Genomic DNA, 16,180 nt, shown 5'->3' with positions numbered 1-16,180 from the left:
GACATTCTTGACGGACATGCGGAGCGGGTGCGGAGTAAATCCTTCCGAGCGACGCCATGTTTGTGAATGCCGATGCGGGAACCACCTCCCAGGAGACCGCAACGGCGTGAATGTTACCCGGTTCGAGCCGCAAAGGCCCGTGCCGGGTGTCTGGATTCGGGGACATAGGTCTATGGAACAAGTGGGTTTGGAAGCGGCGGCGAATGTGACCCTTTGGGGTCTCTTCATGCAGGCCGGGTTCGTCGTGAAGCTGGTCATGCTCGGCCTCATTGCCGCGTCCGTCTGGACCTGGGCCATCGTCGTCGACAAGACGGTGAGCTACGGGAAGGCGCGCCGCCAGCTCGACAGTTTCGAGCAGGTCTTCTGGTCGGGCCAGTCGCTGGAGGAGCTGTATCGCACGCTCTCCGACCGCCAGACCTCGGGCATGAGCGCCATCTTCGTCGCCGCGATGCGCGAATGGAAGAAGAGCTTCGAGCGCGGCGCTCGTTCGCCGATCGGCCTGCAGATGCGTATCGACCGGGCAATGGACGTGACGCTCTCGCGCGAATCGGAGACCTTGGAGGCGCGGCTCGGCTCGCTCGCCACCATCGGTTCGGCCGCCCCATTCGTCGGCCTGTTCGGCACGGTCGTCGGCATCATGACCTCGTTCCAGGCGATCGCCGGTTCCAAGCAGACGAGCCTTGCGGTCGTGGCGCCCGGCATTGCCGAAGCGCTTCTGGCCACCGCCATCGGCCTTCTTGCCGCAATTCCGGCGGTTATTGCCTACAACAAGTTCTCTGCCGATGCCGGCAAGCTGACGGCGCGCATGGAAGGTTTCGCGGACGAGTTCTCCGCCATCCTGTCGCGCCAGATCGACGAGAAGCTGCAGCCGCGCGCCGCGGCGCAGTGACCGCCCTTTAGACGGAGAACGATGCCATGGGCATGTCAGTCGGAGCGAAAAATGCAGGCGGTGGCCGTCGCCGTCGCGGCGGAGGCAAGAGGGCCCCGATGAGCGAGATCAACGTGACGCCGTTCGTCGACGTCATGCTCGTTCTGCTCATCATCTTCATGGTGGCGGCGCCCCTGATGACGGTCGGCGTGCCGCTCGACCTGCCGAAGACGCAGGCGAAGGCTCTCAACGCCGACACGCAGCCGATCACCGTTTCCGTCAAGGCGGACGGCCAGGTCTACCTGCAGGAAACGCCGATCCCGATCGACGAGATTGCCGCAAAGCTCCAGGCCGTGGCGACCACGGGCTATACGGAGCGCGTCTTCGTGCGCGGCGACGGCACGGCGCCCTATGGCGTCATCGCCGACGTGATGTCGCGCATCCAGGCCGGCGGGTTCACCAATATCGGCCTCGTCACCGAGCAGAAACCGGACAGGTGATCGCACGCCATGAAGGGCAGCCTCGCCACATCCGCCGTCATCCACTCCCTGGTTCTCACCTGGGCGCTGGTTTCGCTCGGCAGTCCTGAAAGCTTCGACGTCGCCAATGTCGAGGCCATGCCGGTCGATATCGTGTCGATCGAGGAGCTGACGCAGATCCAGCAGGGCGACAAGAAGGCCGAAATGAAGGAAAAGGCCGCGCCTATTCCGACCAAGAAGGAAACGCCGGTCGAGAACGCGGAAAATGCCGGCGAAAACGACGTCGACCTGAAGAACCTGCCGACGCCGGAGGAAAAGCCGCGCGACATCGAGACCGCCGCCGCGCCGGAAAAGGCCGAGAAGGTCGTGCAGACGCCGGACACGAAACCCGTCGAGGACGTCAAGCAGGAAGAGCCTGCCAGCGAACCCTCGACCGAGGTTGCGGCGCTTCCCGAGACCAGGCAGGAGGTCAAGCCCGACCCGAAGCCCGAGGCGACGCCTTCCGAGGAGAAGCCGGCCGAGGTCGAGGATGCCGAGGCGCTGCCGGACAGGATCCCGCTTCCCGAGATGAAGCCGAAGCTCGAGACGAAGAAGGCGGAGACCGCGGAAAAGCCGGCCGAGAAGAAGGTGGAGACGGCGAAGGCCGAGACCGCCAAGACGCCGGACCGCAAGAAGGATCAGAAGAAGAAGCAGGAAAAGGCGAGCTCGCTGAACGACAGCGACTTCAACGCCGACGAGATCTCCGCGCTCCTCAACAAGGAAAAGGCGGCCGGCGGCGGTGCGAAGCGCTCGCAGGAACAGGCGGCGCTCGGCGGCAAGAAGACGACGAGCGGCACCAAGCTGTCGCTCAGCGAGATGGATGCGCTGCGCGGCCAGATCCAGAACAACTGGTCGATCATCCCCGGCCTTGCCGATGCCGCCGACGTGCGCATCAAGGTCACGATGCAGCTCGACCAGAACGGCGACATCATCGGCGAGCCGGAAGTGGTCGCGACGGGCGGTTCGGATACCGCGCGCCGCGCGCTTGCCGGCGGCGCCCGCCGCGCCATCATGAAATCGCGGCCCTTCAAGGGCCTGCCCCCGGAAAAATATGATGCCTGGAGCGAAGTCGTCGTGAACTTCGACCCCAGCCAGATGATGTAATACCAAGTCTCGATGATAGGATCCTATGGGTTCCTATCATCGAGACTTGGTATAAAACTAGGAAGGCCTAGATTTATGTTCAGACGCACTCTCCTCCGTTTGCTGGTCGTGCTGACCGGCCTTGCGGCGTCCCTGCCGCAGGCCTGGGCGCTTGTGGAAATCAACATCAACAAGGGCAATGTCGAGCCGCTGCCGATCGCCGTCACCGATTTCATCGCCGGCGGTGATCTCGGCCAGCGCGTCACCGACGTGATCGCGGCCGACCTCAAGCGCTCCGGCCTCTTCGCGCCGGTGAACAAGCAGGCTTTCATCGAGAAGATATCCAATCCCGACCAGGCGCCGCGCTTCGATGACTGGAAGGTCATCAATGCACAGGCCCTCGTGACGGGCCGCGTGACGCAGGAGGGTGACGGGCGCCTGCGCGCCGAGTTCCGCCTGTGGGACACCTTCGCCGGCAAGCAGATCACCGGCCAGCAGTTCTATACCCAGCCGGAAAACTGGCGCCGCGTCGCGCACATCATCGCTGACGCGATCTATGAGAGCCTGACCGGCGAGAAGGGGTATTTCGACACCCGCATCGTCTATGTCGCCGAAAGCGGCCCGAAGACGGCCCGCAAGCGCCAGCTCGCCATCATGGACCAGGACGGCTTCAACGCCCGCGCGCTCACCAACGCCAACGAGCTGGTCCTGACGCCGCGCTTCTCGCCGAACCGCCAGGAAATCACCTACATGTCCTTCGAGGGCAACCAGCCGCGCGTCTACCTGCTCCAGCTTGAGACGGGGCAGCGCGAGGTGGTCGGCAACTTCCCGGGCATGACCTTCTCGCCGCGCTTCTCGCCGGATGGCCAGAAGGTCATCATGAGCCTTCAGCAGGAAGGCAATTCCAACATCTACACGATGGACCTGCGCTCGCGCACCACGACGCGACTCACCTCGACGGCGGCGATCGACACCTCGCCCTCCTACTCGCCGGACGGCTCGCAGATCGTCTTCGAGAGCGACCGCGGCGGCAGGCCGCAGCTCTACGTGATGGGCGCCGACGGCTCCAACCAGCGCCGCATTTCCTTCGGCGACGGTTCCTATTCCACCCCGGTCTGGTCGCCGCGCGGCGACCTCATCGCCTTCACCAAGCAGTCGGGCGGCAAGTTCTCGATCGGCGTGATGAAGACGGACGGTTCGGGCGAGCGCATCCTCACCTCCGGCTTCCACAACGAGGGGCCGACCTGGGCGCCGAACGGACGGGTGCTGATGTTCTTCCGCCAGGCCGCCGGTGCCGGCGGTCCGCAGATCTATTCGATCGACCTTTCCGGCTACAACGAGCAGATCGTGCAGACGAAGGGTTTTGCTTCCGACCCGGCCTGGTCGCCGCTTCTGGAATAGCATCGACACGCGTAAGGCGGGCCTGCCGCGTTCTTGCCGCAAAGTCCTGTAAATCAGGCGGCAGCGAGACGCGGCAGGCCCGTCTCCATTTGATATGCCGAGGGCCGGGGACGGTCTTACAAGCAATCGTTAACCATAATCGTTGAACGCGGATTAACCGACCGCGGTTACAGTCTGGCAACCCTGATTGAAACCGACGCTTCAACGAACTTGACGCAAGAACTGATGCAAGGAGACCGGCTCATGAGCCGCATTCATTCCCCGGCCGCTGGCCGCATGCAGACCATCGCCCGCAACCCGGCAATGATCGCCCTGTTCATGACGCTGGCGCTTGCCGGCTGCGCATCCAAGAAGAACATGCCGAACAATGCCGGCGACCTCGGCCTCAACGGTGGCGCGGGCGCGGCAACCCCGGGCTCGCAGCAGGACTTCACCGTCAATGTCGGCGATCGCATCTTCTTCGACACCGACTCCTCGTCGGTTCGCGCCGATGCCGCCGCGACGCTCGACCGTCAGGCCCAGTGGCTGCAGCGCTACCCGAACTACGCCATCACGATCGAAGGCCATGCCGACGAGCGCGGTACGCGTGAATACAACCTCGCGCTCGGTGCACGCCGCGCTGCCGCGACCCGCCAGTACCTCGCTTCGCGCGGCGTTCCGGCAAACCGCATGAAGACGATCTCCTACGGCAAGGAAAAGCCGGTCGCCGTCTGCGACGACATTTCCTGCTGGTCGCAGAACCGCCGCGCCGTGACCGTTCTGGGTGGCGCCGGCATGTAATTCCTTCCCGGGAAGGATGCGGAAAAGGCGGCCGAGAGGCCGCCTTTCTTTTTTCAACACACTTTGGCCGAACTCCGTTGCTTTTTGAGAGTATTTGGAAAACTCTTCGGCAGCGCTTCGGCGTACAATGGGACCAACAGGACGAAGATAGATGAAGAAACTTGTCGCGGCAGGCGTTCTCAGTCTCGCAGCGGTAGCAGGCATGGTCGGGCCGATCAGCGCATCGCCGCTTTTCCCGCTTGCGAACGGCTTCCTGCCGGCACAAAGCGAGCGGGCGGAGAAGGGCAACGTGATCCTGGCACAGGCCATGGATCCGCGCGTCGGACAGCTCGAAGAGCAGATCCGCAGCCTCAACGGCCGGATCGAGGAAATGAGCTACCAGCTCCTGCAGATGCAGGAGCAGCTTCGCAAGACGCAGGAAGACAACGAGTACCGTTTCCAGGATCTCGAAAGCGGCAAGAGCGGGGGCTCCGGCAAGAGCGGCGCCCTCGACAAGCCGGTGAACGGCGGGACTGCCGACCAGCAGATCGCCACGAACAGGGGGCCGGCGGATGACACCGCCGGAACCGACACGCTCGGCACGGGTGGCGGTGCCCAGCCGCAGGAACTGGGCTCGATCCGCTTCGACGAGAACGGCAACCCGATCGGTGCCGACGCCAATCCGGACCTGAACAACCAGAGCGCCTCGATCGGCAACGACAATTCGCTGCCGGGCGTGGAGAACGGCCTGCCGCAGGCCTCGCAGTCGTCTTCCGCCTCGCTCGACAATCCAGACGATCTCTATCAGGTCGCCTACGGCCATGTTCTGTCCGGCGACTACCAGCTCGCCGAACGCGAATTCCGCGACTATCTCGATATCTTCCCGAAGGGCGAGAAGGCGGCGGACGCCAATTTCTGGCTGGGCGAGGCCCAATATTCGCAAGGCAACTTCAACGATGCCGCAAAGACCTTCCTCAACGCCCACCAGACGTTCAGCAAGTCGAAGAAGGCGCCGGAAATGCTGCTGAAGCTCGGCATGTCGCTTGCCGCCCTCGACAACCGCGAGACCGCCTGCGCGACGCTGCGCGAAGTGAACAAGCGCTACCCGAACGCCTCCAAGGCCGTGAAGACCAAGGTTTCGTCCGAGCAGAGCCGTCTGTCCTGCTGATTGCGGACGGAAGAAACACCGTGGCCCATGCGGACGATCCCGCTCTTGAGGCAGCGGGCCGTTTCCTGAAGAGTTTCAAGCATCCCGCGCACCTGCTGGTCGCCGTTTCCGGCGGCAGCGATTCGACGGGGCTTCTCGTGGCGCTCGCCACGCTCTGCGCGGCCGGGCGCTGTCCCGGCATCACCCTTTCCGCCTGCACGATCGACCATGACCTGCGGCCCGGCTCCGCCGGGGAGGCTGCATGGGTCGGCGCCCTTTGCGCACGCCATGGCGTGAGGCACGTCATCCGCCGCTGGGAAGGCGAAAAGCCGGTTTCCGGCCTGCAAGCCGCCGCCCGCGCCAGGCGCTACGATCTCCTCGCCGGCACCGCCGTGGAAATGGGCGCCGATGCCGTTCTCGCTGCCCATACGCGCGACGACCAGAACGAAACCGTGGCGATGCGCGCCGCGCGGTCGGTGGAAGGGATCGGCCTTTCCGGGATGGCGGATGCCGTCCTGCTCCATGGTGCCGTCTGGCTGCTGCGGCCTTTCCTCGCCATCGACCGGGCGGCCATCCGCGCCTTCCTCGCCGCGCGCGGCGAAGGCTGGCGCGAGGATCCGAGCAACGACAATCCTCGCTTCGAGCGGGTCCGCATTCGGGCGCGCGGCGTTTCGCCCGAACCTGCCGGCGGGGACAGGGCCTTGCTTTCCCGGTGCGCGGCCGCCTTCCTGGCCGAAAATGTCCGGACGGAGGGCGCCTTCTTCGTGCTGGCACCCGCGGCCGTCGGCACTCTCCTTGTCGATCCGGCTGCCTGGCGTGGTTTTCTGGTGCTGGCGGCGGTAGCGGGGGGGCGGGTACATGCCCTTGAGGCGGCGTCGGCCGGTCGCCTGCGGGGATTCCTTGCCAGCGGCACACTGTCGCGGCTGACCGCCGGCCGCGTGGTCTTCGATCGCCGGCGCGACGGCCTTTTCCTCTACCGCGAATGCCGCGGCATCGAGACCCTTGCCCTGCCGGCAGGCGCGGCGGCCGTCTGGGACGGGCGGTACCATGTCGCCAACCGTACCGGCCGGACGATCATGGTTTCGGCTGCCGGCAGCGGGCGAGGGCGGGATGACGGCGCCGGACTGGGCGGACCCGCCTTGCGCGCCAGCCGCGCCGCGCCGCGCCTGGAATTCGAGCATGGCGGGCGGGTGCCTGCGGATCTTGCCGCCATCGAGCCCGTGGTGGCGCCCTATGCCCGTTTCCTGCCGCGCTTCGACCTGCCGCTCGCCAATGCGCTCGCGGAGATTCTCGGGCGCGCGCCGTTTTCGTCTCCGCCGAACGAATGAAGGCGCGCATGAAAGCGTTGTGGTAGAATGGAGGCAATGTCGACGGCAGGCGGCTGCAGGGCCATCCTCGCCGTTGACGATATTGAGAGAAAAGCCCTGGTCCCGTGTGCTTTGCCTTGGCAAGGCCGCATGGCGACCCTATGTTAGGCGACAGAGAAGCGGCCGGGAAACTCCGGCCGGGAAAGTGCCCGGAACGTTCGATGAATCCCAATTTCCGCAACTTCGCCCTGTGGGCGATTATCGCCCTCTTGCTGATCGCGCTGTTCAGCATGTTCCAGACGAGCCCGGCGCAGACCGGCTCGCGGGAAATCCCCTATTCGCAGTTCCTGAAAGAGGTGGACTCGAGCCGGGTGAAGGAAGTCGTCATCACCGGCGACAAGATCGTCGGCAGCTATGTCGAGACCGGCGCGACCTTCCAGACCTACGCGCCGACCGGCGACAATTCGCTCGTCCAGCGGCTTGAGGCGAAGAACGTCGTCGTCAGCGCGCGGCCGGAGACGGATGGCTCGTCTGGGTTCCTCAGCTATATCGGCACGCTGCTGCCCATGCTCCTGATCCTCGGCGTCTGGCTGTTCTTCATGCGCCAGATGCAGGGCGGCTCGCGCGGGGCGATGGGTTTCGGCAAGTCCAAGGCGAAGCTGCTCACCGAAGCGCATGGCCGCGTCACCTTCGCGGACGTCGCCGGCGTCGACGAAGCCAAGCAGGACCTCGAGGAGATCGTCGAATTCCTGCGCGACCCGCAGAAGTTCCAGCGCCTTGGCGGGCGCATTCCGCGCGGCGTGCTGCTCGTCGGCCCGCCCGGCACCGGTAAGACGCTGCTCGCACGCTCTGTCGCGGGCGAGGCGAATGTGCCCTTCTTCACCATTTCCGGTTCCGACTTCGTCGAGATGTTCGTCGGCGTCGGCGCAAGCCGCGTGCGCGACATGTTCGAGCAGGCCAAGAAGAACGCGCCCTGCATCATCTTCATCGACGAAATCGACGCCGTCGGCCGTCACCGCGGCGCGGGCCTCGGCGGCGGCAACGACGAGCGCGAGCAGACGCTGAACCAGCTTCTCGTCGAGATGGACGGTTTCGAGGCCAATGAAGGCATCATCCTGATCGCCGCGACCAACCGCCCCGACGTTCTCGATCCGGCGCTCCTGCGTCCCGGCCGTTTCGACCGCCAGGTCGTCGTGCCGAACCCCGACATCGTTGGCCGCGAGCGCATCCTCAAGGTGCATGTGCGCAACGTGCCGCTGGCCCCGAATGTCGACCTCAAGGTCCTTGCCCGCGGTACGCCCGGCTTCTCCGGCGCCGATCTCATGAACCTCGTCAACGAGGCCGCGCTGATGGCCGCGCGGCGCAACAAGCGCCTTGTCACCATGCAGGAGTTCGAGGACGCCAAGGACAAGATCATGATGGGCGCCGAGCGCCGTTCCTCGGCCATGACCGAGGCGGAAAAGAAGCTCACCGCCTATCACGAGGCCGGCCACGCCATCGTCGCGCTCAAGGTGCCGCTCGCCGACCCGCTGCACAAGGCGACGATCATCCCGCGCGGCCGTGCGCTCGGCATGGTCATGCAGCTTCCCGAGGGCGACCGCTACTCGATGAGCTACAAGTGGATGGTCTCGCGCCTCGCCATCATGATGGGCGGCCGCGTCGCCGAGGAGATCACCTTCGGCAAGGACAACATCACCTCCGGCGCCTCCTCCGACATCGAGCAGGCGACCAAGCTCGCCCGCGCCATGGTCACCCAGTGGGGCTTTTCCGACCAGCTCGGCCAGGTCGCCTATGGCGAGAACCAACAGGAGGTCTTCCTCGGTCATTCGGTCGCGCAGCAGAAGAACGTCTCCGAGGCGACCGCGCAGAAGATCGACAACGAGATCCGCCGCCTGATCGACGAGGCCTATGCCGAGGCCAAGCGCATCATCACCGAGCAGCACCACGAATTCGTGGCGCTCGCCGAAGGCCTGCTCGAATATGAGACGCTGACGGGCGACGAGATCAAGGCGCTCATCCGCGGCGAGAAGCCGGCGCGCGATCTCGGTGACGACACGCCGCCGCACCGTGGTTCCGCCGTGCCGAAGGCCGGCCACAAGAAGGGCGGCGAGGCGGAAGGCGGACTGGAGCCGCAGCCGCAATAAGGCGAGCCGCCGAAAAAGAATCGAAGACGGCCGGGAAGTCTTTCCCGGCCGTTTCCTTCGGTAACGGTCTGTAACGAATTCTGATGCGTGGGTGGATGCTCTTTTTTCGCTTTTGTGGCAAGGAAATGGGGCGGCCGCACGATGTTTAAGGTTTGAACGACGGGGCGGCTATAGAATAGTTTCGCCCCGCGGCCCGTCTTAAATGCTGGGCGTGGCAGGATGAACGCATCAGGATCGGGCGCGGCACGAGTGCCGCCCGGCCAGCGATTTTCAGGAGTGACTATGAAGCGTCGTTATTTCGGTACGGACGGCATTCGGGGACAATCCAACATTTTCCCGATGACGCCGGACCTTGCCATGCGGGTTGGCATCGCCGTGGGTACGATCTTCCGCCGTGGCGCGCATCGCCACCGCGTGGTGATCGGCAAGGACACGCGCCTTTCCGGCTACATGTTGGAAAACGCCATGGTGGCGGGCTTTACCGCCGCCGGCATCGACGCCTTCATCCTTGGGCCGATCTCGACGCCTGCCGTCGCCATGCTGACGCGGTCGCTGCGCGCCGATATCGGCGTGATGATCTCCGCCTCGCACAATCCTTTCTACGACAACGGCATCAAGCTCTTCGGTCCCGATGGCTACAAGCTCTCCGACGAGATCGAGATGGAAATCGAGGAGCTGATCGACAGGGACATCACGGCGCAACTCGCGAAGGCCGCCGATATCGGCCGGGCGAAGCGCATCGACGGCGTGCATGACCGCTATATAGAACATGCCAAGCGCACGCTGCCGCGCGACACGACGCTGAAGGGCCTGCGCGTGGCCATCGACTGCGCCAATGGCGCCGCCTACCGCGTCGCCCCCGCCGCCCTCTGGGAACTCGGCGCCGACGTCGTGACGATCGGTAACGAGCCGGATGGCCTCAACATCAATCTCGAATGCGGCTCCACCCACCCGGACGCCCTGCAGCGCAAGGTGCATGAGGTGCGCGCCGATATCGGCATCGCGCTCGACGGCGATGCCGACCGCGTGCAGATCGTCGACGAGAACGGCAAGATCATCGATGGCGACCAGCTGATGGCTGTCATCGCCGAAAGCTGGGCGGCGGACGGCATGCTGCGCGGCGGCGGCATCGTCGCGACCGTCATGTCCAATCTCGGCCTTGAACGCTTCCTCTCCGGCCAGGGCCTCGGCCTGCAGCGGACCAAGGTCGGCGACCGCTATGTCGTCGAGCACATGCGCCAGCACGATTACAATGTCGGCGGCGAGCAATCCGGCCATATCGTCCTGTCCGATTTCGGTACGACCGGCGACGGTCTTGTCGCCGCGCTCCAGGTGCTCGCCTGCGTCAAGCGCAGCGGCAAGACGGTGAGTGAGGTATGCAACCGCTTCGAGCCGGTGCCGCAGGTGCTGAAGAACGTGCGCATCCAGGCCGGTTCGCCGCTGGAGGACGCCGCGGTTCGCCAGGCGATCGCCGATGCCGAAAGCGAGCTCGCCCGCAACGGCCGCCTCCTCATCCGCCCCTCCGGCACGGAGCCGCTGATCCGCGTGATGGCGGAAGGTGACGACCGGGCACAGGTGGAGCGCATCGTCGACGAGCTGGTGGGCGTGATCGGCTCCGTGCGCAACGCCGCCTGAGCCCGCCCGACGCATTCTTTGAAAAGGCCGAAGCTCTGCTTCGGCCTTTTCTTTTGCGCTCAAGTCGCGTCGAAGTTTCTTTCGGAAGCTTTCCGAAATTTATTCATCCTTTACCGAATTCGTGAACGACGATTAACAAATACGGTAAATCTTTGTAGTTAATCGCCCCTTAACCTTTCCTCGCCATTATCCGTGGCTGATCGAGGGACTTGGAATCCGGCGCGCCGGCCATCCCAAGCAAAGCCTATTGGAGCAAGGCCATGAGGAAAGTTTTGAGTGGCGTGGTTGCCGTCCTGCTGACGGGCACGTCGGGTTATGCGGCCGATGTCTACCAGCCGGAGGTCATCGAGGCGCCGGTGCAGGAAACCGTCATCGAGACGGGCGGCTGGTATCTGCGCGGCGACATGGGCTGGTCCTATAACAAGATGCGCGGCGCGAGCTTCTACCAGGGTTCGAACGACACCTATCGCAGCTTCGATTCCACGCGCCTGAAGAGCGGCTTCACCATCGGCGGCGGTGTCGGTTACCAGATCAACGACCACTTCCGCACGGACGTGACGCTCGACTACATGTTCAAGTCCAAGTTCAAGGGCTCGACGACGGGCGGCTGCGGCGTCGCCGTGAACTGCACCTCCACCGACGTCTCCTCGCTGACCGCCCTCAGCCTCCTCGCCAACGCCTATGTCGACATCGGCACCTACGGCATCGTCACGCCCTATGTCGGCGCAGGTATCGGCGGCACCTATGTGAACTGGAAGGGCCTCAAGAACACCTCGTGCGAAACCGGCGACCCGACGAACTGCGACCCGACCTTCGAACATCGCGGCAGGAAGAGCTGGCGCTTCACCTATGCGCTGATGGCCGGTGCCTCCGTCGACGTCACCTGCAACCTGAAGGCCGACCTTGGCTATCGCTTCCGCCATGTCACCAAGGGCGAGATGTTCGGCTTCAATGCCGGCGGCGGCCCGGGCTACGACAAGGGCTTCTACAGCCACGAGGCACGCGCCGGTCTGCGCTACGCCTTCAACGGCTGCGAGCAGCAGGCCTATATCCCGCCGGCCGACATCCCGATCGAGCAGCCGGTCTACAAATAAGCGGCGTACTGCCGACCGCCTTGCAAGGCCGCCCTCCGGGCGGCCTTTTCGCATTCCCGAACGCGTTGCAGATCCGGACACTTAACCGTTTCTTCATGCCTTAAGATTTATGGTTAACCAACGGTGTAGGGCAGCAATCTCTTAAGGATGCCTGGCCCTGCGCCGATCACGCAACCGCCGGCCCGCCGGCCTTGAGGGATCGAGACCATGTTCCGCCGCATCGCACCGCTTGGTATTGCCATTCTTGCCGGCCTCGTCGCGACGAGCGTGACGGCGAGTGATCTCGACATCATCAACGCGCCGGAAATCGACGTCTCCAGCAGCACGGTGGCCGAGGGCTGGTATATCCGCGGCGATCTCGGTTACTCCGGCTGGGTCAAGCACGACAAGCCGAACTACAGGATCGATGCCTTCGGCGCGACCTTTGCTGACGGGGATTTCGACAATGCCCGTTTCTCCAAGCCCATCTCCTACGGCGTCGGCATGGGCTACCAGTTCAACAATTTCCTGCGCGCCGACCTGACGACGGACTTCTTCAACGGCTCGCTGCGCGGCAGCTCGAACCTCGATTCGCCCTGCATCGCGGCCCCGGCGGGCACGACCTGCCGTCTCGGCCAGAAGGCGGACTACAGCGCGGCCCATTTCCTGGCCAACGGCTATGTGGATCTCGGAACCTATGCCGGCATAACGCCCTATGTCGGTGCAGGCGCGGGCGTGACCTACATGAAATGGGACAGCTTCCGCACCCAGGCGAACTGCCAGAACGACACGGGCTCCTGCGCAGGTGCGACCTTCGACGAGCTCCGCGTGAAGGGCGACGACAGCTGGCGTTTCACCTATGCGCTGATGGCGGGTGCCGCCATCGACCTCACCGAACGCGTCAAGCTCGACCTCGGTTATCGTTTCTCCGACATGGCGGGCGGCAAGGCCTTCGGCGGCACGGCCGAGGTGCCCGGCGTCGGCTCGGTCAGCGTCAAGGGACGGGACGAGGGCTTCCAGAAGCATGAGTTCCGTGCCGGTATCCGCGTCACCACCTGGTGACACCCCTTCTTTTGCTTGCGCGGCGGCGCGTCGGGAAACCGGCGCGCCGTTTCCGTTGCGCCGCATTATTTTTCGTTCGCGACATAATCCTCTTGACTTGAAAACGGCTCTTCCATATTCACGGCGGCGGGACACTCCTCCCCAACGAGGAGCTATCTATCTGGAAGGATAGCGATCATGACGAAGACCGTCACACCGCCGGACGTGCGTCCGAACAATACCCATTTCTCTTCTGGCCCTTGCTCGAAGCGCCCAAATTGGTCGCTCGAAGCGCTTTCCGATGCTCCGCTCGGTCGTTCGCACCGCGCCAAGATCGGCAAGACCAAGCTCAAGCAGGCCATCGATCTCACCCGTGACGTCCTGGAAGTGCCGGCGGATTACCGCATCGGCATCGTGCCGGCCTCCGATACCGGCGCCGTCGAGATGGCGCTGTGGTCGCTGCTCGGCCCGCGCGGCGTCGACATGGTCGCCTGGGAAAGCTTCGGCTCGGGCTGGGTTTCCGATGTCGTGAAGGAGCTGAAGCTCCCCGACACGCGCAAGATCACGGCCGATTACGGTCTTCTCCCCGACCTTTCCACGATCGACTTCGACCGTGACGTGGTCTTCACCTGGAACGGTACGACCTCGGGCGTGCGTGTGCCGAACGCCGACTTCATCCCGGCCGACCGCAAGGGCCTGACCATCTGCGACGCGACCTCGGCCGCCTTCGCGCAGAACCTCGATTTCGCCAAGCTCGACGTCGTCACCTTCTCCTGGCAGAAGGTGCTGGGCGGCGAGGGCGCGCATGGCGTCATCATCCTGTCGCCCCGCGCCGTCGAGCGGCTGGAAAGCTATACGCCCTCCTGGCCGATGCCGAAGATCTTCCGCATGACCAAGGGCGGCAAGCTGATCGAGGGCATCTTCCAGGGCGAGACGATCAACACGCCCTCCATGCTCTGCGTCGAGGACTATATCGATGCGCTCAACTGGGCGAAGCAGGTCGGCGGCCTCAAGGGCCTGATGGCCCGCGCCGACGCCAATGCCAAGGTCATCTTCGACTTCGTCGAGAAGAACGAGTGGATCGCCAATCTCGCCAAGGATCCGGCGACGCGCTCCAATACCTCGGTCTGCCTGACGATCGCCGACAAGGACGTGCTGGCGCTCGATGCCGACGCCCAGGCCGCTTTCGCCAAGGGCTTCGTCGCCCTCCTCGACAAGGAAGGTGTCGCCTACGACATCGGCGCCTATCGCGACGCCCCGTCGGGCCTGCGCATCTGGGCCGGTGCCACCATCGACACGGCCGACCTCGAAGCGCTGATGCCGTGGCTCTCCTGGGCCTTCGAGACCCAGAAGGCGACGCTCGCCAAGGCCGCGGCCTGATTTTGCGACTGGCTTCGTCCTTCGGGCGAAGCCACCCTTATCTCATCTTCCCGGACCCATTGAAGGAGGCCTCTCATGGCACCTCGCGTACTCGTATCCGACGAACTGTCGGAAACCGCCGTTCAGATCTTCCGCGATCGCGGCGTTGACGTCGATTTCCAGCCGAAGATCGGCAAGGACAAGGACAAGCTCGCCGAGATCATCGGCAATTATGATGGCCTCGCCATCCGCTCGGCCACCAAGGCGACGGAAAAGCTGATCGCGGCGGCGACCAACCTCAAGGTCATCGGCCGCGCCGGCATCGGCGTTGACAATGTCGATATCCCGGCCGCTTCGCGCCGCGGCATCATCGTCATGAACACGCCCTTCGGCAACTCGATCACCACGGCCGAGCACGCCATCGCGCTGATGTTCGCCGTCGCCCGCCAGCTTCCGGCCGCCGACGCCTCCACCCAGGCCGGCAAGTGGGAGAAGTCGAAGTTCATGGGCGTCGAGATCACCGGCAAGACGCTCGGCGTCATCGGCGCCGGCAATATCGGCTCCATCGTCTGCTCGCGCGCCATCGGCCTCAAGATGCACGTCATCGCCTATGACCCGTTCCTCTCCAAGGAGCGCGCCGAGGAGATGGGCGTGACCAAGGTCGAACTGGACGAGCTGCTGGCCAAGGCCGACTTCATCACGCTGCATGTTCCGCTCACCGACAAGACCCGCAACATCCTGAACGCCGAGGCGCTCGCCAAGACGAAGCCGGGCGTCCGCATCGTCAACTGCGCCCGCGGCGGTCTCGTCGATGAGAAGGCGCTGGCGGAAGCCCTGAAGTCCGGCCATGTCGCCGGGGCCGGCTTTGATGTCTTCGAGGTCGAGCCCGCCACCGAAAGCCCGCTCTTCGGCCTGCCGAACGTCGTCTGCACGCCGCATCTCGGCGCATCGACCACGGAAGCGCAGGAGAACGTCGCCCTCCAGGTCGCCGAGCAGATGTCGGACTACCTCGTCAAGGGCGCTGTATCCAACGCCATCAACATGCCGTCGATCACCGCCGAGGAGGCGCCGATCCTGAAGCCGTTCATCCGCCTTGCGGACGTGCTCGGCGCCTTCGTCGGCCAGGTCACGGAAAGCGCGATCAAGGAAATCGAGATCCTCTACGACGGCGCGACGGCCTCGATGAACACCAAGGCGCTGACCAGCGCGGTGCTCGCCGGCCTCATCCGCCCGCAGGTGGCCGACGTCAACATGGTCTCGGCGCCGGTCATGATCAAGGAAAAGGGCATCATCCTGTCGGAGGTCAAGCGCGACAAGTCGGGCGTCTTCGACGGCTATATCCGCCTGACGGTAACGACCGGGAACCAGACCCGCTCGATCGCCGGCACCGTCTTCTCCGACGGCAAGCCGCGCTTCATCCAGATCAAGGGCATCAACCTCGATGCCGACGTCGGCAACCACATGGTCTACATCACCAATACCGACGTTCCCGGCATGATCGGCTTCATCGGCACGACGCTGGGCGAGGCGGGCGCCAACATCGCCAACTTCCAGCTCGGCCGCGACAAGCAGGGCGGCGATGCGATCGCGCTGCTTTATGTCGATGCCGCCGTCTCCGAGGATGTCCTGAACAAGTTGCGCGTCAACCCGGCCATCCGCCAGGTCAAGTCGTTGGTCTTCAACGTCGACTGATCTTCGTCCTCCCAAGACGAACAGAAAGGCCCGCCGGAGAGATCCGACGGGCCTTTTCTCTGGCGGCATTCGCGGGATCAGGCGGTTTCACGACTTGGAACTCGAAGAGGCCATGTTGCAGGCGAGGGCAACATTGAAAACCCAGACAAGATT

Annotated in this window: 13 protein-coding genes; all 13 read left to right on the top strand. The window is 64.4% G+C overall.

What is annotated here, in order from left to right:
* Window positions 1–172: 172 nt before the first annotated feature.
* A complete protein-coding gene (tolQ, locus tag AABF56_RS14350; RefSeq protein WP_244768339.1) occupies window positions 173–889 on the top strand; it encodes a protein TolQ in 717 nt (238 codons plus the stop codon).
* A 26-nt stretch (window positions 890–915) separates the two neighbouring features.
* Entirely contained in the window at window positions 916–1,368 is a 453-nt protein-coding gene (tolR, locus tag AABF56_RS14345) for a protein TolR (RefSeq protein ID WP_244768340.1), read from the top strand.
* Window positions 1,369–1,377: 9 nt separating this feature from the next.
* Window positions 1,378–2,490, top strand: coding sequence for a hypothetical protein (locus AABF56_RS14340; RefSeq protein WP_244768341.1), 1,113 nt, complete (start codon window positions 1,378–1,380; stop codon window positions 2,488–2,490).
* A 75-nt stretch (window positions 2,491–2,565) separates the two neighbouring features.
* Window positions 2,566–3,870 (top strand): Tol-Pal system beta propeller repeat protein TolB, encoded by a 1,305-nt coding sequence (gene tolB, locus AABF56_RS14335; RefSeq protein ID WP_244768342.1) that lies wholly within the window; start codon window positions 2,566–2,568, stop codon window positions 3,868–3,870.
* 243 nt (window positions 3,871–4,113) lie between these two features.
* Complete coding sequence (pal, locus tag AABF56_RS14330; protein WP_064331113.1) at window positions 4,114–4,650, top strand: peptidoglycan-associated lipoprotein Pal; 537 nt, start codon at window positions 4,114–4,116, stop codon at window positions 4,648–4,650.
* 151 nt (window positions 4,651–4,801) lie between these two features.
* Window positions 4,802–5,797 carry a tol-pal system protein YbgF gene (gene ybgF / locus AABF56_RS14325; RefSeq protein WP_244768343.1) on the top strand — a complete coding sequence of 332 codons (996 nt, stop codon included), beginning with the start codon at window positions 4,802–4,804 and terminating at the stop codon, window positions 5,795–5,797.
* 20 nt (window positions 5,798–5,817) lie between these two features.
* Window positions 5,818–7,104, top strand: a complete 1,287-nt coding sequence (tilS, locus tag AABF56_RS14320) for a tRNA lysidine(34) synthetase TilS (protein WP_272806437.1) — start codon at window positions 5,818–5,820, stop codon at window positions 7,102–7,104.
* A 200-nt stretch (window positions 7,105–7,304) separates the two neighbouring features.
* Window positions 7,305–9,227 carry an ATP-dependent zinc metalloprotease FtsH gene (gene ftsH / locus AABF56_RS14315; protein WP_244768345.1) on the top strand — a complete coding sequence of 641 codons (1,923 nt, stop codon included), beginning with the start codon at window positions 7,305–7,307 and terminating at the stop codon, window positions 9,225–9,227.
* A gap of 282 nt (window positions 9,228–9,509) precedes the next feature.
* Window positions 9,510–10,862 carry a phosphoglucosamine mutase gene (gene glmM / locus AABF56_RS14310; RefSeq protein ID WP_272806436.1) on the top strand — a complete coding sequence of 451 codons (1,353 nt, stop codon included), beginning with the start codon at window positions 9,510–9,512 and terminating at the stop codon, window positions 10,860–10,862.
* A gap of 260 nt (window positions 10,863–11,122) precedes the next feature.
* A complete protein-coding gene (locus AABF56_RS14305) occupies window positions 11,123–11,956 on the top strand; it encodes an outer membrane protein (RefSeq protein WP_272806435.1) in 834 nt (277 codons plus the stop codon).
* A 207-nt stretch (window positions 11,957–12,163) separates the two neighbouring features.
* Window positions 12,164–12,997 (top strand): outer membrane protein, encoded by an 834-nt coding sequence (locus tag AABF56_RS14300; protein ID WP_272806434.1) that lies wholly within the window; start codon window positions 12,164–12,166, stop codon window positions 12,995–12,997.
* A 177-nt stretch (window positions 12,998–13,174) separates the two neighbouring features.
* The gene (locus AABF56_RS14295) at window positions 13,175–14,356 is read left to right on the top strand and encodes a phosphoserine transaminase (RefSeq protein WP_272806433.1); all 1,182 of its coding nucleotides are present in this window, start codon (window positions 13,175–13,177) and stop codon (window positions 14,354–14,356) included.
* A 75-nt stretch (window positions 14,357–14,431) separates the two neighbouring features.
* Window positions 14,432–16,027: a phosphoglycerate dehydrogenase gene (gene serA, locus AABF56_RS14290; protein ID WP_244768350.1), complete on the top strand. Its 1,596-nt coding sequence runs from the start codon at window positions 14,432–14,434 to the stop codon at window positions 16,025–16,027.
* Window positions 16,028–16,180: the final 153 nt, after the last annotated feature.

The organism is Shinella sp. WSC3-e (assembly GCF_945994535.1).
GTDB classification, from domain to species: Bacteria; Pseudomonadota; Alphaproteobacteria; order Rhizobiales; family Rhizobiaceae; genus Shinella; species Shinella yambaruensis.
The sequence above is the reverse complement of the archived record's forward strand: the minus strand, read 5'-3'. Positions and strand labels throughout refer to the sequence as shown.